Raw genomic sequence first — 19,602 nt, 5'->3', positions numbered from 1 at the left:
GGAAGAAGGGATCGGGAAGGGGAGAGGATGCCGCGGCGCGCTCAGTGGCGCCGGGCGGGCACTTCGGGCTCGCCGAGCGAGAGCATGAGCCGGTTCGCCCAGTTGAAGAACGCCGCACCGCCGATGACGTCGACGATCTCGGCGTCGCCGAGCCCCGCGGCGCGGAGGCGCGCGATGTGGTCGGGGCCGAAGTCGAGGGGCGTGTCGGCGAGGGCGACGGATGCCTCGACGACGGCGTTCCAGGTATCGTCGCCGAGATCGGCGCCGGTGCCCTCGTCGAGCAGGCGCTGCACGTCGGCCTCCCGGCCCGACTCGCGGGTCGCGGCGGCGGCGTGCACCGAGGCGCAGAAGACGCAGCCGTTGCGTCGGGAGGTGGCCGCCGCGGCGAGCTCGCGCTCGGCCCGTCCGAGGCCGCCCGAGACGTTGTAGAAGATGTCGAGGTCGGTGAGGGTGCGGGCTCGCAGCGCCTCGGGGTCGCGGGCGAGCAGCCGGAAGTACGGCATCGCCGCGCGCGCCGGCTCGATCAGCGCGTCGCGCTGCAGGTCGGTGAGGGCGTCCTCGTCGACCGGCGCGAGCCAGGGCACCCAGCCGAGACCCTGCTGGGTGAACGCCTCGGGGCGGGCGAGTTCGTCGTACTCGGTGATGATCGCGGTCATCGGTCGGCTCCTTCCAGAACGGTGGCGGCGGATGCCGGCGCCGCGGCCAGCACGCGGAGCCCCCACGCCACCCGCAGCTGGAAGGTGAGGAAGGCGATCAGCTGGGAGAGCGAGACGATGTCGTCGGCCGACCACCCGGCATCCACGAGCGCCTGGAGCGCCGCAGCCCGCGCCTCGCGAGGGCGGAAGACGAGCAGGTGCGCGTGCGTCAGGGCCGCGGCGAGTCGGCCACCGAGGGCGGCGGTGAGCTCGGGCTCGGGCTCCCAGCGCGGTCCCTCGACCGATTCGCCGGCGAGGTTCGGCTCTCGGTACGCGCCGTAGGGTCCGTCCGCACGGCCCGACGCGGCCGCCGCGGCGACCCGGGTCGCCAGCTCGGGCGCCTCGTCGGCGAGCAGGTCGTCGTAGAAGTCGGCGGCCGCGTCGAAGCCGTGCAGCCGGGCGACGAAAGCGGCGACGGCGTAGCGCTCGGCGAGCGGGAACGTGCCGGGCTCGGCGGGTTCGAGCAGCGCCTCGAAGCTGCGCTGCGCGTTCTCGCGGGCCTGGGCGCGCTGGTCGCGCACGGCGGCGAGCGCGTCGCCGGGGGCGATGCCGGCGAGCAGGTCGATGATGTCGGCGGACGCGGTCGTCATGAGATCTCCCTCGGGGTGTCGCCCGGGCGCGCGGTCACGAGCGGGCGGTGGGCGTGGCGGAGTGCGTCGGCGGCCTCGGGGCCGGTCGACAGGCCGAGGCGCGGCGCGACCTCGTCGGCGAGCAGCTGCAGCGAGCGCAGGGTGAGCTCGTGCGTCGCGGCGACCGAGTGCACCTGGAAGGAGACGTCGGTCGCGGCGGCGAGGGTCTGGTCGGCGCCGAGCGAGGCGACCACCTCGTCGACGGTGCCGACGTGCGTGTCGGTGATGCGGGCGAGCTCGTCGATCGAGAGGCCGTCGGTGTCGAGCCCGAACATCGTGCGGGCGAGCTGGCGCAGGCCCGCGTCGGCCAGCTCCAGCGCGCGGGTGCGGTTCTCGGGGTCGACGACGAGCGCGGTGCGCGAGGCGAGCACTCGCACGGGGGCGCCGTCCGGCAGCGCGTCGCGGTAGGCCGCGATGATCGGCAGCTGCAGGTCGTGCAGGGGCGCGTCCGGGGCATCCGCCGGTCGCGGCTGCGTGCGCGAGAGGAGCAGTCCGTCGCCGCGCTCGCCCGCGCGACGACCGCCGTCGACCGAGAACGTGGCCTGCCAGACGCGTTCGCCGAGATCGCCGGCGGCGGGGTAGATGCGGGAGGACGTGCCGCGGATGCCCCGTCCTTCGAGCGCGTCGAGGAGCACCTCGACATGGTCGGCGAAGATCTCGCGTCGGCGGTCGGAGTCGCGCCCGAACGCCGCGAACGACGATGGGGTGCCGCCGGTGGCGAGCCCCAGCTGCACGCGCCCGTCGCTCAGCTGGTCGAGCACGACGGCGTCTTCGGCGACCCGCAGCGGGTCGTCGATCGGGAGGGTCACGACGGCCGTGCCGAGCCCGATCCGCGAGGTGCGCTCGGCGGCGGCGGCGAGCAGCACGAACGGCGAGGGCAGACCGCCCTCGTGCTCGCCGAAGTGGTGCTGCGCGACCCACGCGGAGGCGAAGCCGCTGCGCTCGGCCTGCTCGATCTGTTCGAGCGCGAACCGGTAGCGGTCGGCGGCGGAGGCCTCTTCGAGCAGGCGGGTGAAGAACCCGAGACGGGGTCCGGTCATGCGTGCACCTCTTCTGATGGGAGCTCGTCGGGTGTGGGGTCGGGGGTGGGTTCGGCGGCGTGTTCGGCACCGGCGCGGAGCGACCGTCCCGGGATCGCGGCGAGCAGCTGCCGCGTGTACGGGTGCTGCGGATGCGTGAAGACGTCCTCGGCCGTGCCGTGCTCGACCTGGCGGCCGCGCTGCAGCACCGACACCGTGTCGGAGATCTGCCGCACGACCGCGAGGTCGTGCGAGATGAACACGTAGGTGAGACCGAGCTCCTCCTGCAGTCGCGCGAGGAGGCGCAGGATCTGCGCCTGCACGGTGACATCGAGCGCCGACACCGCCTCGTCGAGCACGACGAGCTCGGGTTCGACGATCAGCGCCCGCGCGATCGCGACGCGCTGGCGCTGCCCGCCGGAGAGCTCACGCGGATGCCTCGACGCGAGCTCGGGCGCGAGCGAGACGAGCTCGAGGTGGTGCGCGACGCGGTCGGCGCGCTCCGCGCGGGTGTCGAGGGAGAAGTTCCGCAGCGGCTCGGCGAGGATGTCGGCGATGCGCTGGCGCGGGTCGAGCGACGCGTACGGGTTCTGGTAGACGAGCTGCGTGCGGCGGTGGAACGCCCGCCGCTCCCGCGCCCCGGTGAGCGCGGTCACGTCGGTGTCGCCCACGCGGATCGTCCCGCTCGTCGGGCGGTTGAACCCGGCGATCGAGCGCCCCGTGGTCGTCTTCCCCGATCCCGATTCGCCCACGAGGGCGTGCGTCGTGCCGCGCGCGACGGTGAAGCTCACGTCGTCGACGGCGCGCAGCGGCGGCCGGCCGGGGCGGCGGAACTCCTGCGTGAGCGCGGTCACCTCGACGAGGGAGCGCTCCGCCGCGGCGGCGGCCGAGGCATCCGGCGCGCGGCGCTCGACGACGCGGGCGAGCGAGGGGGCGTCGGCGAGCAGGGTGCGGGTGTACTCCGAGGTCGGAGTGGCGAGCACGCGGGCAGTCTCGCCCTGCTCCTGCACCTGGCCGCCGCGCATGACGACGATACGGTCGGAGCGGTCGGCCGCGACGGCGAGATCGTGCGTGATGAACAGGATGCCCGTGCCCGACTCGGCACGCAGATCGTCGAGCAGGTCGAGTACCGTGCGGGCGACGGTGACATCGAGGGCGCTCGTGGGCTCGTCGGCGATGATCAGCTCGGGCTCGAGCGCGATGGCCGCGGCGATGAGCACGCGCTGCCGCATGCCGCCCGACAGCTCGTGCGGGTATTGCCGCGACCGCGCTTCGGGGTCGTCGATGCCGACCCGGCCGAGCAGATCGATCACGCGCGCGTGGATCGCGGCGCGGTCTGTCCAGCCGTGGATGCGCAGCGACTCGCCGACGCTCCACCCGATCGTCGCGACCGGATTCAGCGAGTTGCCGGGGTCTTGCGGGATGAGGGCGATGCACCGGCCGCGCAGGCGCCGCCAGCGCCGCTCGGACAGCCCGACGAGCTCGGTGAGGCCGTCGGTGCGCTCGTTCAGCGCGATGCTGCCCGCCGAGACGTGCCCGTTCGCGGCGAGCAGGCCGATCACCGACTGGGCGACGGTGGTCTTCCCCGATCCCGACTCGCCGACGAGAGCGGTGACGGCGCCCGCCTCGACATCGAACGAGACGCCGCGGACGGCCTCGACGACCCCGGTGCGGGTGCGGTACTGCACCGCGAGATCGCGGATCGACAAGAGCGGCGCGGTGGTCGTGGCACCGGGCGTGGCCGCGCCCGTCGTCGTGTCGGTGCTCATGAGGCATCCCCTCCGCGCAGCGCCTGGCTGAGCCTGTTGGTGGCGAGCACGACCAGCACGACGACGATGCCCGGCAGCACCGTCAGCCACCACGCCGTCGCGACGTAGTTGCGGCCCTCGGCGATGAGCAGGCCCCACTCCGGAGTCGGCGGGGGGGCGCCGTAGCCGAGGAACCCGAGGGTCGAGATCTGCAGGATCGCCGAGCCGAACTGGAGCGCGGCGAGCGCGATCACGGGCGTCAGGGAGTTCGGCAGGATGTGTCGCCACAGCACGCCGAAGAACGTGCCGCCCGAGCCGTACGCCGCCTCGACGAAGTCGGTGACGCGCACGCTCACCACCCGCGAGCGGGCCAGGCGGGCGAACACCGCGATCGAGGTGACTCCGACCGCGATCGCCGCGCTCGTCGTGCCGAATCCGAGCAGGATCACGACGCTGAGCGACAGCAGCAGCGCGGGGATCGCCAGCAGCACGTCGACGACGCGCATCAGCACCTCGTCGACCGCGCCCCCGATCGCGCCCGCGGCGAGGCCCATCGCCGTGCCGACGACGAGGCCGACGAGCACCGCCACCAGCGCGCCGACGATCGACTGCGACGCCCCGTAGACGACGCGGGCGTACAGGTCGCGGCCCGTGGCATCCGTGCCGAACCAGTGCTCTGCGCTCGGCGCCTGCAGCGACGGGGCGACCGTGTCGGTCGGGCTCTGCCCGGTGAACAGGGCCGGGAAGAGCGCCCACGCGAGGGCGAGCAGGATGACGAGCACCGGCAGCGCGAGCCCGACGCGGGAGAGGGTGCGCGCGCCGGAACCCGAAGAGGAGGGGCCCGGCGACGGGGCGACGCGGGTGGCAGCGCCCGGGGCGGCGAGGGTCATCGGCGGTCTCCGTCCGAGATGCCGGCGGTGACGACCGCGGCGAGGTCCGGCTGGGCGGCGGGAACGTCGCCGTCGAGCTCCGACGCCGAGGTGAGCTCGCTGGCGACGGTGGTGGGTGCGTGGCGCGTCGCCCGGCCGGGGCCGCGCAGCCGCGCATCGAGCACGGGGTAGAGGAGGTCGACGATCAGGTTGATCAGGACGAAGGCGACGGTCGAGATCACGACGACGGCCAGGAGCACCGGGGTGTCGCGGTTCGCGACGGCCTGCGCGGTGAGCTGGCCGATGCCGGCGCGCGCGAACACGGTCTCGGTCACCACGGCGCCGCCGACGAGCTCGCCGAACAGCAGACCCGCCATCGTGAGGGTGGGCAGCAGCGCGTTCCGCGCGACGTTCCGCCACAGCAGCCACGAGGTCGACGCGCCGCGGGCGCGCACGACGGTGACGAACGGCTGCTCGCGCACCTCGTCGATCGAGCGCATCAGCACCTGCGCGAGCGGCGCCGCGATCGGGATCGCCAGCGTGATCACCGGCAGGATCAGCGCCTGCGCCGGATCGGCGCCGATCACCGGCACCCAGCCGAGGCGGAAGGAGAAGATCTGGATGAGGACGATGCCGATCCAGAAGACCGGCAGCGAGACGAACAGCGGCGGGATGCCCCGGAACGCGCGCCGCAGCGGCTGGGTCGCGCCGTAGGTCGCGGTGAAGGCGATCGTGACGGCGAGGATGATCGCGAGCACGAGCCCCAGCACGGCGAGGACGAGCGTCTGCGGCAGCGCCGTGGCGATGAGGTCGGAGACGGCCGCGCCGCTCGCGACCGAGGAGCCGAAGTCACCCGTGACGAAGCCCGCGATCGAGCGGCCGTACTGCACGATCAGCGGCTGGTCGGCGCCCAGCGATTCGCGGATCGCCTGGATCTGGTCGGGGGTGAGCCCGAGCTCGGGGCTGGCGTAGCGCGCGATGATCGCGTCGCCGGGGAGCGCGGCCAGGAGCAGATAGGCCGCCGTGTAGGCCAGGACGAGCACGAGGATCGCCTGGCCCACACGACGGAGGACATACGTCATGACAGGTCAGCCCGCCAGCCAGGTCGCGTAGAACGAGGGGCGCCCGACCGACTCGGTGGCGAAGCCGTGCACCTTCGCGGTGAGGCCGAACACCTGCGGCTCCTCGAAGATCGGCAGGATGTACGCCTTGTCGGCGAGGTAGCGCTGCGCCGCCTCCGAGGCCGCCTGGCGCTCGGGCGTGGTCGCCTCCGACGCGATCGCGAGCAGCAGCGCGTCGAGCTCGGGGTCGCCCACGCTCTGGTCGGCAGGGTTGAGGTTCAGCAGCGTGTTGCGGTTCTTCGAGAAGTACTGCGACTTCAGCACATCGAAGTCGGCGCGCCCCACCATCGAGTGGTACACCTGGATCGTCGACTGATCGGTGGATGCCTTGGTCTGCGCGGCCATGTCGCCGGCGAAGAGCGACACCTCCACCCCGAGCTTGCCGAGCTGCTCCTGGATGAGGGTCACGACCTCCTTCGACCGCGGCTGCGGCAGCGCCTCGTTGAACGTGAGCGAGAGCTTCTCGCCGTCCTTCTCGCGCACCCCGTCGCTGCCGCGCTTCCAGCCGGCCTCGTCGAGCAGCTTCTCGGCCTTGTCGGGGTCGTAGGCGTAGTACTCGGAGGTGTCGACGTAGCCGAGCGCGGTGGTCGCGAGCGCGCCGGTGGCGAGGGGGTAGTTCTTCGTGAACAGGGTGTCGACGATCTGCTGGCGGTCGATGCCGGCGATGAGCGCCTGGCGCACCCGGACATCTTCGAGCCGCGGCTCGCGGAAGCGGAAGCTCAGACCGTTGTTGACGCCGTTGGTCGCGGCGGCGTGCAGCGACAGACCGGATGCCGAGAACTGCGCCTCGTCGGGCGCCTCGATGCCACGGGCGATATCGGCCTGCCCGGCGACGACCGTGCCGACGCGCACGCTGTCCTCAGCCGCGACGACGTAGTCGATGCCGTCGAGGTAGGCGGCGCCCTGGTGGGCGAGCGAGGGCGGCGCCCAGTCGTAGTCCTTCCGCGCCGTGACGGAGGTCTTGGTGCCGATCTCCTCGGCGGAGACGACGAACGGGCCGCTGCCGATGATGTCCTTCGCGTTGCCGGGACCGTAGCCTTCGCTCGCGCGGTCGAGCGTGGCATCCGACAGCAGTCCGGAGTTGATCGTCGACACCGCCTGCGCGAAGCCCGGCGACGGGGCGGTGAAATGGAAGACGACGGTGTCGTCGTCGACGACCTCGCCGTGGTCGTAGTTGTTGATCGCCTCGGAGACGGGGAGCGCGCGGTCCTTGTCGCCCTTGCCGTACAGGTCGATGTTCTTCACGACGTTGGCGGCCGTCAGCTTCGTGCCGTCGGAGTAGGTGACGTCGGTGCGGAGGTCGAACGAGTACTGGGTGGCGTCGTCGTTGACCGTGTAGTCGGTCGCGATCCACGGCTCGAGTTCGAGCGTCTCGGGGTTCTGGTAGAGCAGGCGGTCGGTGATGTTGTTGACGAGGCCGCCGTTGGGGTAGAAGCCGGCCGACGGCGGGTACAGCGTCGACCAGGCCTGCGGCTCGAGGTAGCTGAGCGTGCCGCCCTGCTGCGGCTCGGCGGCGGCGTCCGACGCGGCGGGTGCGGTGCCGCCGGAGGAGCATGCGGTGATGAGGGCGGCGACCGCGAGGGCGGATGCCCCGGCGAGGGCCGTGCGAGTGAAGCGGGACATGGGCGTCTCCTGGACTGCGCAGCCCTCACGGGCGCGCGCTGCGGTGTGCGGGATGCCTCAGCCCATCACGGCACCCACGACGACACCACTCGTAGGTCACGGTTCGTAAGCAACCGTCACGGAACGTCACACACGCGTGAGGAGCGCGACCGGGTAGCGGTCGTGCAGCGTCGCGAGCGGCACGGCGCCGCCGGCGACCTCGGCGCCGGCGACCTCGGCGCCGGTGAGCTCGTCGCGCCACAGGCCCGTCGGCACGAGCACGGCGGTGTCGCCCCAGCCGCCGCGGCGGGCGAGCCCCACCGGCAGCCGGGTCGCGACGGCGATCACGCCGCCCCGGTCGAACGCGAGGGCGTGCGCGGATGCCTCGCCGACGACGGGCAGCGGCGTGTAACGCGCGAAGAGCTCCGGTCGGTCGCGCCGCAGCCGCAGCGCGCGGGTCACGACGAGCAGCTTCGCGGCGCCGGTGGCGTCGACCGCCGGCATCCACCCCTCGTCGAGGCGACCGAGGAGCGCCCGGCGTGCGTCGAAGTCGACGAGCCGGCGGTTGTCGGGGTCGACGAGCGAGTGGTCCCACAACTCGGTGCCCTGGTAGACGTCGGGGACGCCCGGACCGGTCAGCTGCAGCAGCTTCGCGGAGAGCCCGTTCGAGCGGCCGGCGTCGGCGATCTCGCCCACGAACCCCTCGACGATCGGGCGCGCATGTCGGAAGGCCGTGTCGACGAGCGCGTGCACGCGACCCTCGAACGAGGCATCCGGGTCTTCCCACGTCGTCCCGACGCCGCCCTCGCGCGCCGCCTTCTCGGCGTAGGCGTGCAGGCGATCGGCGAGATCGGGGGCGTCCGACCACGCGCCGACGACCGCCTGCCAGAGCAGCGCGTCGAGCGGGCCGTCGCCGGTCGAGGCGACCTCGCGCAGATCGCCGAGCACCGCCGTCCAGCGCTCCGGCACCTCGGCGAGCACCGCGAGGCGCGCGCGGGTGTCTTCCGAGCGCTTCGTGTCGTGCGTCGTCAGCGCGGTGAGGGCGTGCGGCCACGCCGCCTGGCGGCGCGCGAACGCCTCGTGCAGCTCGTCGACCGACGCGGAGAAGTGCGCGGGATCGCCGCCGACCTCGGTGAGCGAGGTGAGCCGGCTGTACCGGTAGAACGCGCGATCCTCCACGCCCTTGGCCATCACGGGGCCGGTCGTCTGCATGAACCGGCGCGAGAACTCGGTGCCCGCCTCGGCCGCGAGGGGCGCGAGCGCGTCGATGGCGGCGGCCAGGTCGGGGCGGCGCGTGGATGCCTCGGCCGCGGCGTGCGCGACATGATCGGTGCCGGCGGGGAGGTACGCGCGGTACACCGGGAACGCGGCGAGCAGCTCGGCGAGCGCGTCTCGGGCGAGGTCGTCGCCGAGGCCCGCTCGGACGGGCGCGGGCAGGTTGCGGACGAGCCGGCCGACCTCGGCGGCCTGCGACGTGTCGGCGATCTCGCGCTTGGTCGTCGCGATGAGCTCCGCCCAGGGCTCGGCGTGCCCGCGCAGCGCGGTGTCGAGGTCGGTGAGGGGCGCTTCGCCGGCGGGGTCGACGAGCACGCGGTCGATCTCGCCGAGGGCGTCGTATCCGGTGGTGCCGTCGGTCTGCCACCAGCCCGGCAGCTGCTCGCCCGGCTCGAGGATCTTCTCGACGTAGATCGGCATCGCCGCGGCGGCGCGGCTCGTCACGGCGCGGGCCGTCTCGGCGGCGGCCGCCGCGGCGCGGCTCGTCTCGGCGGCGAGGCGGTCGAGGTAGCCGCCGGGATCGGCGAGCCCGTCGGGGTGGTCGATGCGCAGCCCGTCGACGAGGCCCTCGCGCACCCAGCGCAGCACCTCGGTGTGGCTGGCGTCGAACACCTCGGGTCTTTCGACGCGCACCCCGGCGAGCGAGGTCACGGTAAAGAACCGCCGGTAGTTGAGCACGTCCTCGGCGCGGCGCCAGAACGCGAGCTGCCAGTGCTGACGGGCGAGCACGTCGCGCACGGCAGAGGCATCCGACGTCTCCCGCAGCGGCGCCGTGCCCGGCGCGAGCGGCAGCACCAGGTCGTAGTACCGTGCCGTGCCGTACGGGGCTTCCTCCGGCGAGGTCTCCTCGTCTGCCGCCGGTTCCTGAGGAGTAGGAGGTTGCTGAGGATGCCTGGGCGCGGTCGCGTCCTCAGAATCCGCCATCTCCTCAGCATCCGACACCCCGCCCCCGCCCCCCGGCGGCGCGACGACAAGCTCGCCCGCGGCGATCACCTCGTCGAGCTCGGCGCCGAGCACCGGGAGCACGACGCGACCGTCGCCGTGGTCCCAGTCGATGTCGAATGACTCGGCATGGCGCGAGGCGCGGCCGAAGGTGAGCACGTCCCACCACCACGGGTTCTGCTCCGGTGCGGCGACGCCCTGGTGGTTGGGCACGAGGTCGATGAGCGTGCCGAGCCCGGCGGCGCGGGCGGCGGCGGAGAACCGGGCGAGAGCCTCGGGGCCGCCGCGCGAGGCATCCACGCGGGTGGGATCGACGACGTCGTAGCCGTGGTCCGACCCCTCGGTCGCCTGCAGGATCGGCGACAGGTACGCCCAGTCGACGCCGAGGTCGCGCAGGTACGGCACGACGTCCGCCGCGGCATCCAGGTCGAACTCCGCGCGCACCTGCAGGCGACAGGTCGATGCGGGCGCACTCTCCCGTCGAGGGCTCACGGGGATCAGTGGGCCAGTTCGGCTTGCGGGGCGGGAGCGGGAACGATGTCGATGGGCGTTGTCAGCGCCGTGAGCGAGGCGGCGACCGAGTGGTCGACCTCAGGCACGTCCGGGTCGTGCTCACACAGCACCATGAGCGATCGCGGTGCGACGTCAACCACGTCGCCGCCGCGCAGTGGCGCCTTGTCCGTGCGCTGACCCGCCGTGTCGACGAGCACTTCCCATTCGGGGCTGAACTCCGCCTTCGGGATCGTGAACTGCACGTCGTCGTCGCCGGCGTTGAACAGCACGAAGAAGTGCTGATCGTGGATCTCCTGGCCCCGCCGATCCCGCTCGCGGATGCCGTCGCCGTTCAAGAACACCCCGATCGCGCGCCCGAAACCCGACTCCCAGTCATCCGGCTGCATCTCGGTGCCGTCGGGCCGCAGCCACGCGATGTCGGGGACGGGCGCCCCCGCCTCGCGGCGCACCGGCCGCCCGTTGAAGAAGCGGCTGCGCCGGAACGTCGGGTGCTCGCGGCGCAGGCGGGCCAGGGCGGCGGTGAACTCGATGAGCGGCTGGTCGATGTGCTCCCAGTCGACCCACGTGATCTCGTTGTCCTGCGCGTAGCCGTTGTTGTTGCCGCCCTGCGTGCGGCCGAGTTCGTCGCCGTGGCTGATCATCGGGACGCCCTGGCTGATCAGCAGCGTCGCGAGGAAGTTGCGTTGCTGCCGGGCGCGCAACGTCAAGACGGCGGGGTCGTCGGTCGGGCCTTCGACGCCGCAGTTCCACGAGCGGTTGTGCGATTCGCCGTCGTTGTTCTGCTCGCCGTTGGCCTCGTTGTGCTTCTCGTTGTACGACACCAGATCGCGCAGCGTGAAGCCGTCGTGCGCCGTCACGAAGTTGATGGATGCCACGGGGCGGCGGCCGTCGTGCTCGTAGAGATCGGCCGATCCCGTCAGTCGCGACGCGAACTCGCCGAGCGTCGAAGGCTCGCCGCGCCAGAAGTCGCGCACGGTGTCGCGGTACTTGCCGTTCCACTCCGTCCACTGCGGCGGGAAGTTGCCGACCTGGTAGCCGCCGGGGCCGAGGTCCCACGGTTCGGCGATGAGCTTCACCTGGCTCACTACAGGATCCTGCTGGACGAGTTCGAAGAATGCGGAGAGCCGGTCGACGTCGTAGAACTCGCGCGCGAGCGTGGCGGCGAGGTCGAACCGGAACCCGTCGACGTGCATCTCGAGCACCCAATAGCGCAGCGAGTCCATGATCAGCTGCAGCGTGTGCGGGTTGCCGACGTTGAGGCTGTTCCCGGTGCCGGTGTAGTCCGTGTAATAGCGCTTGTCGGTCTCGTCGAGGCGGTAGTAGGCCTCGTTGTCGATGCCGCGCATCGACAGGGTGGGGCCCAGGTGGTTGCCCTCGGCGGTGTGGTTGTAGACGACGTCGAGGATGACCTCGATGCCTGCCGCGTGCAGAGCCCGCACCATCCCCTTGAACTCCTGCACCTGCTGGCCCAGCTGGCCGGCCGAGGAGTAGGTGTTCTGCGGTGCGAGGAAGGCGATCGTGTTGTAGCCCCAGTAGTTCGACAGCCCTTTCTCCTGCAGCGTCGAGTCGTTGACGAACTGGTGCACCGGCATGAGCTCGATCGCCGTCACGCCGATCCGCTTGAGGTGCTCGATGATGACCGGATGCGCGATCGCGCTGTACGTCCCGCGGATCTCCTCCGGAATGTCCGGATGCCGCTCGGTGAGGCCCTTCACGTGCGCCTCGTAGATGACGCTCTCGGCGTAGGGCGTCTTCGGCTGCCGGTCGCCCGCCCAGTCGAAGAACGGGTTGATCACGACGCCCTTCATCATCGCCTTCGCGGAGTCGTCGTCGTTGCGCGAGTCGGGATCGCCGAAGTTGTAGCCGAACACCGACTGGCCCCACTCGACCTGGCCATCGACGGCCTTGGCGTACGGGTCGAGCAGCAGCTTGTGCGGGTTGAACCGCTGCCCGTTCTCGGGATCGTTGGGCCCGTACACGCGATAGCCGTAGCGCTGCCCCGGCTGGACCGTCGGCAGATACGCGTGCCAGACGTGCGCGTCGACGTCGCGCAGCTCGACGCGGGTCTCCTTCCCGCGGTCGCCGAACAGGCACAGCTCGACCCGCTCGGCGCCCTCGCTGAACAGCGCGAAGTTCGTGCCGCTGCCGTCGAAGGTCGCCCCGAGGGGGTACGCGGATCCGGGCCACACCTGCATGCGAGACTCCCCTGGTCGAAGACACTGGATGACGCTGATCGATCAGTCCGCCGGATTCACCGGCGGACGACATCAGCCTAGGCTCTCGCCTCGCCCCGGGGATATCGTGCGGCGGGGCTGGACGAGGGGGCCCATCGCTTGCTATGCGATTCGGCGCAGCCGGCACGCTCCGCGCACTCAGCGCAGCGCGAGCTGCTCGTCGAGGTAGTCCGCGAGCGGGCGCGGGGCGCCCGACGCGCTCCAGCGCACGTGCACGACACCCGCGACCACCGAGAGCGGGCCGGATGCCTCGCCCCGCCGGAGTGCCCCGAGGTCGAGCGGCTCCGCTCCGAGATGCACCACCTCTCCGTCGGCGAACCCGCCGCGGGCCGCCGCGGCAGCGCGCTCCGACCGCTCGCGCTGGGCCTCGGCGGTGTAGCCACGCGGCGCCTCGGTGCGGGCGCGCAGCACCTCGCCCGTGGCGTAGACCTCGGCATCCGCGATCAGCAGCACGCCCACGTGCCACACGTCTCCGACGGGCACGATGCGCGGCGCGCGCCCGAATCCGAGCAGCCGGCGCGCCTGCACCCAGTCGCCCCGCCGCTCGCGCGGCGACCCGGCGAGCCGTCGCCGCGCGTCCTCGAGCAGGGCGTCGATCGTCGGACGCTCGCCGTTCTCACCTGCGGCGTCGGTCTCGCCCGCCGCACCGCTCATCGCGGGCCGGGGCGCACCGTGAGGTCGGAGATCACGGCGTCGCGCGGCAGGTCGAGCGCGGTGAGGATGACGGTCGCCACCGACTCCGGGTCGATCCAGCGGTCGGGGTCGTAGGCGGCGCCCTCCTGCGCGTGCACGGTCTCCTGCATGGGGGTGGCGGTGCGGCCGGGGTAGACGGTCGTCACCCGCACGCTGTGCTCCGCCTCCTCGCTGCGGAGGGCATCGGCGAGCGCCTTGAGGCCGTGCTTGGATGCCGCGTACGCGGCCCATCCCGCGTGCGCGGTGAGCCCCGCGCCCGAGTTGACGAACACGATCTGCCCGCGCGCGGCGCGGACGCGCGGTAGGAGGAGCCGTGTCAGCTCGGCGGGGGCGACGAGGTTGACCGTCAGCTGGCTCGTCCAGGCATCCACCGGCAGCTCGGCGACGGTGCCGAGCTCGACGATGCCGGCGGCGTGCACGATGCCGTCGATCGCCTCCGGCAGCGCGGCGGCGACGGCGTCCGCGAGGGCGGTGGGGTCAGCCAGGTCGCTCGCGACGGCGACGGCACCCGGGAACGCGGCGGTGAGGTCGGCGGCGCGGCGGTCGTCGCGGGCGATGAGGATCAGGGTGTCGCCGCGGGCGTGCAGCCGCTCGGCGACGAGCCGGCCGATCCCCGAGCCGGCCCCCGTGAGGACGTAGGTGGACATGGCATCCATCCTCGCACCGCGCCCAGCGGCTCTTCTGCGTCCGCCGAGAGTTCACACACCACCCCTTTCGCAGAGCACCCGAACGGGGCAAGGCTGGGGACCGGCGGCTCCGATGAGCGGAGCGCCGTCCGATCCAGAATCGAGGAACCACATGTCTGAGAACGTCGTTGTGAGGGCGGCACGGCGACGATCGGCGGCTCGCTGATCGGCACGCTCGGCGGCGCGCTCGTCGACGGATCGCGCCTCGACAAGGGCGACGACGTGCTGTCGCAGTTCGCCGAGACGGTTCCCCCGGGAACGAACGCGATTATCGCCGAGACGGTCGAGGAGGACGTCTCGATCCTCAACAACGCGGTTGCCGAGCGCGGCGGAACGGTCGTGCGCTGGACGCTCGACGAGGTGCTCGATGCGCTCGACGCGCAGCAGGATGCCGCGGAGGAGGCCTCGCGCGCCGCGCACAAGGTCCTCAAGGAGGAGCGTCACGAAGAGCGCAAGGCCTCGCGCGAAGAGCGTCTCGACAAGCTGAAGGCCACGTTCCACCACGGCGACGACACGTAAGACCCACGCCTCGAAGGCCCCGCCGAGCATCCGCCCGGCGGGGCCTTCGTCGTCCGCGGCGGCGGTGCGGGGCGGATCGGGAGCGGTCGCGCCGGCTCAGGCGATCGGGTGCCGGTGCAGTGTCGAGGTGAGGCTCGTGCCGTTCACGTCGAGGTAGAGCTGCCCCTCGGTCACCGACAGGGCGACCGTGTTGCGGCGCTCGATCGCGTCGGCCACGGCATCCACGAACCCGGGGTCGAAGGAGGTGAGCGCGATGTTCTCGGCGTCGTGGATCTTCTTGCCCGCCCACTGCGGCAGCACCCGCGCCGGGTCGCGGTGCGTGTAGACGGCGACGTGGCCGGTGAGCTTGCTGCCGTAGTGCAGCCGCTCGGCGTCGGGGGCGCCGACCTCGATCCACGCGGTCTGCGCGCCGGTCGCATCGCGCACGAGCACCGCCGGCGCGTTCGTCGCGGCGACGCCCTCGCTGAACGCGATGCCCTCGGCGTACTCGAGGCAGTAGGCGAGGAGCCGCGTGACCATGAACGCCGCCGTCTCCGACGGGTGCTGCGCGAGGCGCAGGGTCAGGTCGTCGTAGACGCCGCGGTCGAGATCGGCCAGCTGCACGTCGAAGGTGTGCATCACAACGCCGATCGCCATGCTCCGAGCCTAACCGGGCACGGATGCCACGCAGAACCTCCGCTTGGAGGTTTTCGAGCCCGCCGATAGGCTCTGCGCATGAGTCCCTCCGGCGCCGAGACCCCGCGCTCCCGCGGGACGTACGCGAAGGGCGTCGCCCGGCGGCAGGAGATCCTCGACCGGGCGATCGAGGTGTTCGCCCAGCGGGGCGGCAGCCGCACGAGCCTGCGCGCGATCGCGCAGGAGGTCGGGGTCACGCACGCGGCGCTCACCCACTACTTCGGCTCGCTCGACGAACTGCTCGTCGCGGTGTATCGCGAGTCGGCGCAGCGCCTCGAGGAGGCGGCTGCCAGCCGCGACAACGACGGGGGCGCCGATCCGCGTGGCGGCGCCGATGGACGCGGCGGCGATCCGGCCGACGACACGCGCGGCGGCGCCGATCCGGCCGACGATGCTGGGAGGGCCGGCGACGCGGACGCGCTGATCAGCCCTGCGGAGGCGATGCGGATCTCGGCGGCCGAGAACCGTGAGATCCCGGGCATGGTGCAGCTGTACTCGACGCTCGTCGCGTCGGCTCTCGACGGCGCGCACCCCGCGGCGCAGGCCTTCGCGACCGACCGCTTCTCGCGCCTGCGCGACGAGCTCGCCGCGCGGGTGCGCGCGCTGCAGGCGTCCGGATCTCTCCGCGCCGACCTCGACCCCGCGCTCGTCGCGGCGCTCGTCATCGCGGCCTCCGACGGACTGCAGACGCAGTGGCTGCTCGACGCGAGCGTCGACCACGAGGCCGCTCTCGCACTGCTCGACCGGCTGCTGGCGCCGCCCGCGGTGTGACCCGGCCGCCGGGGCGTCCTCTCAGACGAAACGCACGACCGACTGCAGCCGGGTGCGCACGTCGAACAGCTCGTTGCCGCCGATGTCGCGCGCGCCGGTGAGGCCGCGTCGCAGCACCGTCGACAGGGCTGAGCGCCGCACGATCGCGACGGGCTGACCGCGCATCTTGCCGATCTCGTCGATCGCGGTCGCGAGGTCTTCGTCGGGGAGCACGACGACCACGCCGCTGAAGCGCACCCGCGCGGCGCGCGCGACGGCGCGGGTCGCGGCAACCAGGTCGCCGATGGGCGCGCCGGTCACCCCGTCGCCGATCAGTTCGCCGCGGCGCACCCGCGCGGGCCCGCCGAAGTCCTCGCTGAGCACCGCGTAGAGCCCGCTCGGACCGAGCACGATGTGATCGAGCTTGAGCGCCGCATCGCGCGGGTCGGCGGCGACGTCGTGCCAGACCGTATAGCCCATGCCGAGGTCGGCGATGATGCGCGCGGATGCCTCTTCGGCGAGCGCGTCGGCGAGCAGCCGCTTCAGCTCGCGCGGCGCCGTGCGCACGAGCGCCGGGTCGTACGGGTCGGCGAGCTCGGTCCCGCGGCCCGCCCACTCGCGCATGAGGGTCAGGTAGCGTTCCCGGCGCCACCCGCCCGGGTGGCCGAACGATCGTGCCCGCGGACGCGTGTCGGCGGGGCGAGGCCGCCAGCCGGACGAGGCATCCGCACCGGCACCACCGGCGCCCCCCGCACCGGCACCACCCGCGCCCCCCGCACCGTCCGGCGCATACCGCGCGTCGGCGAACCCGTGCCCGCGGTCGTAGGCGGCGCGCGCCTCGACCGTGCCGACGAGCTCCCACGCCCGCTGCACCTGCACGAACACGACGGCGTCGCCCCCGGTGTCGGGATGCGTCTGACGCAGGCGCAGCCGATACGCCTTGCGGAGATCCTCGTGCGAGGCATCCGCATCGATCTGCAGCACCTCGTAGGCCGAGGCGGAGAGCGGACTGTCGAACATGGCGGGCCTCAGTGCTTCTCGGCGCGGCGGGCATAGGCGGCAGCGCTGCGGCTCGACAGCGCCAGCAGGACCAGGATGTCGACGGCGAGCGAGAGGAGCGTCGTCTGCAGCGTGATCTCCTGATCGCGCGCCCACCAGCTGACGAACGCCGTCGAGATCGAGATCGCCGTGACGACCATGACGAGCACCCGCGCCGCGTTGCTGCCGCGGAAGATGAGGATGCCGCACACCAACTCGATCACCGTGACGACGCCCAACCCGACGAGCACGACCCAGAGCGACGCGTCGTACACGTCGGCGGTGGGGCTGAGCCCGTCGATGTCGCGGCTGAGGCCCTCGAGGTAGGTGCGCCAGTGCAGCGCCACGTCGAGCATCGTCAACACGCTGACGAGCGCGCCCGCGCCCACGTCATCCGCACTCATGCCGTCACCTGCCGCACGTCGACGATCGGCAGGTCGCCGTCGGTGCGGATCGAGTCGCCGCCGCACAGCGATGACCCGACCGACGTGTCGAACGTGCCCGCCGCGAGCCAGTCGACCCGCCGGCCGCCCGGCAGCAGCCAGCCGTCCGGGCACCGCCAGAAGCGCACGTGGTGACGCTTCTCGGGGCTGCCGTCGACCTCCTGCTGGTAGGCGAAGTCCTGCTGCCGCCCGAAGAGGAAGAGCGGGCTCACCGGCGCCTCGTCGTAGCTGCGGCGGCGGAGGGTCGAGGAGACGATGCGCCACGACGTGCCGACGGTCACCGGGTCGGCGCGCACCCAGCCCGCGCGCGCCAGCGCCGCGCGCACCTGGTCGGCCTCGCCCATGGAGGCGAGGTTGATGGGGTCGCCGAGCAGCCCGTCGCTCGTGCGTGCGCGGCCGATGAAGTAGTCGGGCACGTAGATCGTCGTGAGGATGCGGTGCAGCCGCGGCAGCACGAGGTAGGCCAGCAGCACCCAGAAGACGATGCCCGCAGCGATGCCCCACCACCCGATCGCGAACGTCTCGGTGAAGCTGAGGTAGGCGAGCCAGATCGCCGCGAGCCCCGCGAAGACGAAGAAGAACTGGTCGACGGCCGTGCCGATCGACCAGCGCCGTGCGCGACGGCCCGTTCCCTCGCTCATCGCGTTCCCACCCGGCGCTCGATCCCCGCTCAGTCCGCGTCCCGGTCGACGCCCCAGAGCGGGTCGGTCGGCGCCGCGGCGAGCGCGTCGGCGGCGAGGTCCGGCGCCACGGCATCCAGGGTGCTCGGGTTCCAGTGCGGGTCGCGGTCCTTGTCCACCAGTTGCGCGCGGATGCCCTCGACGAGGTCGGACTGGGTGCCGGCGAACCACAGCACGAGGCCGTACTCCTGCGCGAGCGCGGCGCGCAGGTCGGGCAGCTCGCGCGCGGCGCGGACGGCCGCGAGGGTCACGGTCAGCGCCGTCGGCGAGAGCTCCTCGAGCGTGTCGGCGGTCGTGGATGCCTCGGCCTCGGGCCGCGCGCGCAGGCGCGCGACGATCTCGGCGACGGTGTCGGCGGAGAACGCGTCGTCGATCCACGGTCGGGCCGCGGCGAGGCGCGAGGGCGCGGGCGTCTCGTCGAACAGGAGCACCAGTTCGGCGGGCGTCGCGGGGTCGGCGCGGGTGAGCAGCGCATCGCACAGGTCGGTGAGCCGGTCGCTCGGCACGAGCGCGTCGGCGAAGCCGGCGTAGATCGCGTCGGAGGCATCCATCGTGCCGCCGGTGAGGGCGAGGTACTCCCCCGTGCGGCCAGGCGCCCGCCCGAGCAGCCACGAGCCGCCCACGTCGGGGGTGAAGCCGATGCGGGTCTCGGGCATGGCCAGGCGCGAGCGCTCGGTCACCACCCGCACCGCGGCGTGGCCGGCGAGGCCGATGCCGCCGCCCATCGTGACGCCGTCGGCGATCGCGACGATCGGCTTCGGGTACTCGGCGATGCGGGCGTTCAGCGCGTACTCGGTGCGGAAGAACACCGCGACCTCGCTCCCCCGGCCCTCGACGATCTGCTCGCGCAGGCCGCGCACGTCGCCGCCGGCGCACAGGCCCCGCTCGCCGGCGCCGTCGAGCAGCACGACGTCGATGTCGGGGTCGTGCTCCCAGGCATCCAGCGCCGCGCTCAGTTGCAGGATCATGTCGAGGTCGAGCGCGTTGATCGCCCGCGGACGGTTGAGGGTCAGGTGCCCGACGCCGCGCTCGGCGCGCGCGAGGACGGTCGGCTCGGGCGCGGTGACGTCGAGGGTGCTCACCCGCCCCACGTTACCCGCGGTGGCCTCTCCGCCCCGGATGGGCGCGGCATCCCCCGGTCCGGGGCCTTTTTCGGCCAGGATGGACTCACCGCCCCCACCGACGAGAGGCCCCCCATGCCCGAAGGACATGTCCTCGAGTTCACCGACGTGACGAAGCGCTTCGGATCCGTCGCCGCCGTCGACGGACTCACCGCCCGCGTCGAACCCGGAACGGTCACCGGATTCCTCGGCCCCAACGGCGCCGGAAAGACGACGAGCCTGCGCATCCTGCTCGGCCTCGTGACGGCCACCTCGGGCACCGCGACGATCGCCGGCCGCCGCTACGCCGACCTCACGAGGCCGCTGCAGACGGTCGGGGCGGCGCTCGAGGCATCCAGCTTCCACCCCGG

Annotated in this window: 19 protein-coding genes; 3 read left to right on the top strand and 16 right to left on the bottom strand. The window is 72.7% G+C overall.

What is annotated here, in order from left to right; translation table 11 throughout:
* Positions 1-41: 41 nt before the first annotated feature.
* The 11 genes from FHX68_RS14020 to FHX68_RS13970 form a co-directional block, all read right to left on the bottom strand.
* Positions 42-656, bottom strand: a complete 615-nt coding sequence (locus tag FHX68_RS14020) for an alkylhydroperoxidase domain protein (protein ID WP_141380073.1) — start codon at positions 654-656, stop codon at positions 42-44.
* Positions 653-1,285 carry a CMD domain protein gene (locus FHX68_RS14015; protein WP_141380072.1) on the bottom strand — a complete coding sequence of 211 codons (633 nt, stop codon included), beginning with the start codon at positions 1,283-1,285 and terminating at the stop codon, positions 653-655. Before FHX68_RS14015 ends, FHX68_RS14020 begins: the two co-directional genes overlap by 4 nt.
* Positions 1,282-2,364 carry a putative FMN-dependent luciferase-like monooxygenase gene (locus tag FHX68_RS14010; RefSeq protein WP_141380071.1) on the bottom strand — a complete coding sequence of 361 codons (1,083 nt, stop codon included), beginning with the start codon at positions 2,362-2,364 and terminating at the stop codon, positions 1,282-1,284. The genes FHX68_RS14015 and FHX68_RS14010 overlap by 4 nt, the downstream gene beginning before the upstream one ends.
* Positions 2,361-4,112 (bottom strand): dipeptide ABC transporter ATP-binding protein, encoded by a 1,752-nt coding sequence (locus FHX68_RS14005; protein WP_141380070.1) that lies wholly within the window; start codon positions 4,110-4,112, stop codon positions 2,361-2,363. The genes FHX68_RS14010 and FHX68_RS14005 overlap by 4 nt, the downstream gene beginning before the upstream one ends.
* Positions 4,109-4,981, bottom strand: a complete 873-nt coding sequence (locus FHX68_RS14000) for an ABC transporter permease (RefSeq protein WP_206694326.1) — start codon at positions 4,979-4,981, stop codon at positions 4,109-4,111. The genes FHX68_RS14005 and FHX68_RS14000 overlap by 4 nt, the downstream gene beginning before the upstream one ends.
* Entirely contained in the window at positions 4,978-6,042 is a 1,065-nt protein-coding gene (locus FHX68_RS13995; RefSeq protein ID WP_229661528.1) for an ABC transporter permease, read from the bottom strand. Before FHX68_RS13995 ends, FHX68_RS14000 begins: the two co-directional genes overlap by 4 nt.
* Before the next feature lie 6 nt (positions 6,043-6,048).
* Positions 6,049-7,704 carry a TIGR04028 family ABC transporter substrate-binding protein gene (locus FHX68_RS13990; protein ID WP_141380069.1) on the bottom strand — a complete coding sequence of 552 codons (1,656 nt, stop codon included), beginning with the start codon at positions 7,702-7,704 and terminating at the stop codon, positions 6,049-6,051.
* A 126-nt stretch (positions 7,705-7,830) separates the two neighbouring features.
* Complete coding sequence (gene treY, locus FHX68_RS13985) at positions 7,831-10,392, bottom strand: malto-oligosyltrehalose synthase (protein WP_255314013.1); 2,562 nt, start codon at positions 10,390-10,392, stop codon at positions 7,831-7,833.
* A 5-nt stretch (positions 10,393-10,397) separates the two neighbouring features.
* Positions 10,398-12,608 carry a glycogen debranching protein GlgX gene (gene glgX / locus FHX68_RS13980; RefSeq protein ID WP_141380067.1) on the bottom strand — a complete coding sequence of 737 codons (2,211 nt, stop codon included), beginning with the start codon at positions 12,606-12,608 and terminating at the stop codon, positions 10,398-10,400.
* Positions 12,609-12,785: 177 nt separating this feature from the next.
* On the bottom strand, positions 12,786-13,301 hold the full coding sequence (locus FHX68_RS13975) for a glutaminase (protein ID WP_141380066.1): 516 nt from the start codon (positions 13,299-13,301) through the stop codon (positions 12,786-12,788).
* Positions 13,298-13,987, bottom strand: coding sequence for an SDR family oxidoreductase (locus tag FHX68_RS13970; RefSeq protein WP_141380065.1), 690 nt, complete (start codon positions 13,985-13,987; stop codon positions 13,298-13,300). The genes FHX68_RS13975 and FHX68_RS13970 overlap by 4 nt, the downstream gene beginning before the upstream one ends.
* Positions 13,988-14,248: 261 nt before the next feature.
* Here FHX68_RS13970 and FHX68_RS13965 point away from each other — a divergent pair, with 261 nt between their 5' ends.
* Entirely contained in the window at positions 14,249-14,545 is a 297-nt protein-coding gene (locus tag FHX68_RS13965; protein ID WP_141380064.1) for a hypothetical protein, read from the top strand.
* A 96-nt stretch (positions 14,546-14,641) separates the two neighbouring features.
* Here FHX68_RS13965 and FHX68_RS13960 read toward each other — a convergent pair whose 3' ends face one another.
* Positions 14,642-15,181, bottom strand: a complete 540-nt coding sequence (locus tag FHX68_RS13960; protein ID WP_141380063.1) for a YaeQ family protein — start codon at positions 15,179-15,181, stop codon at positions 14,642-14,644.
* A 78-nt stretch (positions 15,182-15,259) separates the two neighbouring features.
* Here FHX68_RS13960 and FHX68_RS16035 point away from each other — a divergent pair, with 78 nt between their 5' ends.
* The gene (locus FHX68_RS16035) at positions 15,260-15,991 is read left to right on the top strand and encodes a TetR/AcrR family transcriptional regulator (RefSeq protein ID WP_229661529.1); all 732 of its coding nucleotides are present in this window, start codon (positions 15,260-15,262) and stop codon (positions 15,989-15,991) included.
* Positions 15,992-16,012: 21 nt separating this feature from the next.
* Here the strand turns inward: FHX68_RS16035 and FHX68_RS13945 are convergent, their stop codons facing one another.
* Genes FHX68_RS13945 through FHX68_RS13930 form a run of 4 tightly spaced genes read right to left on the bottom strand, consistent with a single transcriptional unit; the run spans position 16,013 to position 19,213 of the window.
* On the bottom strand, positions 16,013-16,990 hold the full coding sequence (locus FHX68_RS13945; RefSeq protein WP_141380062.1) for a J domain-containing protein: 978 nt from the start codon (positions 16,988-16,990) through the stop codon (positions 16,013-16,015).
* 8 nt (positions 16,991-16,998) lie between these two features.
* Positions 16,999-17,412 (bottom strand): hypothetical protein, encoded by a 414-nt coding sequence (locus tag FHX68_RS13940; RefSeq protein ID WP_141380061.1) that lies wholly within the window; start codon positions 17,410-17,412, stop codon positions 16,999-17,001.
* Entirely contained in the window at positions 17,409-18,092 is a 684-nt protein-coding gene (locus FHX68_RS13935; protein ID WP_141380060.1) for an LssY C-terminal domain-containing protein, read from the bottom strand. The genes FHX68_RS13940 and FHX68_RS13935 overlap by 4 nt, the downstream gene beginning before the upstream one ends.
* Positions 18,093-18,121: 29 nt before the next feature.
* Positions 18,122-19,213, bottom strand: a complete 1,092-nt coding sequence (locus tag FHX68_RS13930; RefSeq protein ID WP_229661530.1) for an enoyl-CoA hydratase/isomerase family protein — start codon at positions 19,211-19,213, stop codon at positions 18,122-18,124.
* Between the two features lie 114 nt (positions 19,214-19,327).
* Here FHX68_RS13930 and FHX68_RS13925 point away from each other — a divergent pair.
* The coding region (locus tag FHX68_RS13925) for an ATP-binding cassette domain-containing protein (protein WP_141920318.1) at positions 19,328-19,602 on the top strand (275 nt) is incomplete at its 3' end.

It is taken from the genome of Microbacterium lacticum (assembly GCF_006716815.1).
Taxonomy (GTDB): Bacteria; Actinomycetota; Actinomycetes; order Actinomycetales; family Microbacteriaceae; genus Microbacterium; species Microbacterium lacticum.
This window is presented reverse-complemented; position numbering and strand designations above follow the sequence as displayed.

Bases quoted from the DNA above. Each gene is read 5' to 3' on its own strand.
- FHX68_RS14020 (WP_141380073.1), bottom strand. From the start codon at position 656: ATGACCGCGATCATCACCGAGTACGACGAACTCGCCCGCCCCGAGGCG.
- FHX68_RS14015 (WP_141380072.1), bottom strand. From the start codon at position 1,285: ATGACGACCGCGTCCGCCGACATCATCGACCTGCTCGCCGGCATCGCC.
- FHX68_RS14010 (WP_141380071.1), bottom strand. From the start codon at position 2,364: ATGACCGGACCCCGTCTCGGGTTCTTCACCCGCCTGCTCGAAGAGGCC.
- FHX68_RS14005 (WP_141380070.1), bottom strand. From the start codon at position 4,112: ATGAGCACCGACACGACGACGGGCGCGGCCACGCCCGGTGCCACGACC.
- FHX68_RS14000 (WP_206694326.1), bottom strand. From the start codon at position 4,981: ATGACCCTCGCCGCCCCGGGCGCTGCCACCCGCGTCGCCCCGTCGCCG.
- FHX68_RS13995 (WP_229661528.1), bottom strand. From the start codon at position 6,042: ATGACGTATGTCCTCCGTCGTGTGGGCCAGGCGATCCTCGTGCTCGTC.
- FHX68_RS13990 (WP_141380069.1), bottom strand. From the start codon at position 7,704: ATGTCCCGCTTCACTCGCACGGCCCTCGCCGGGGCATCCGCCCTCGCG.
- glgX (WP_141380067.1), bottom strand. From the start codon at position 12,608: ATGCAGGTGTGGCCCGGATCCGCGTACCCCCTCGGGGCGACCTTCGAC.
- FHX68_RS13975 (WP_141380066.1), bottom strand. From the start codon at position 13,301: ATGAGCGGTGCGGCGGGCGAGACCGACGCCGCAGGTGAGAACGGCGAG.
- FHX68_RS13970 (WP_141380065.1), bottom strand. From the start codon at position 13,987: ATGTCCACCTACGTCCTCACGGGGGCCGGCTCGGGGATCGGCCGGCTC.
- FHX68_RS13960 (WP_141380063.1), bottom strand. From the start codon at position 15,181: ATGGCGATCGGCGTTGTGATGCACACCTTCGACGTGCAGCTGGCCGAT.
- FHX68_RS16035 (WP_229661529.1), top strand. From the start codon at position 15,260: ATGAGTCCCTCCGGCGCCGAGACCCCGCGCTCCCGCGGGACGTACGCG.
- FHX68_RS13945 (WP_141380062.1), bottom strand. From the start codon at position 16,990: ATGTTCGACAGTCCGCTCTCCGCCTCGGCCTACGAGGTGCTGCAGATC.
- FHX68_RS13940 (WP_141380061.1), bottom strand. From the start codon at position 17,412: ATGAGTGCGGATGACGTGGGCGCGGGCGCGCTCGTCAGCGTGTTGACG.
- FHX68_RS13935 (WP_141380060.1), bottom strand. From the start codon at position 18,092: ATGAGCGAGGGAACGGGCCGTCGCGCACGGCGCTGGTCGATCGGCACG.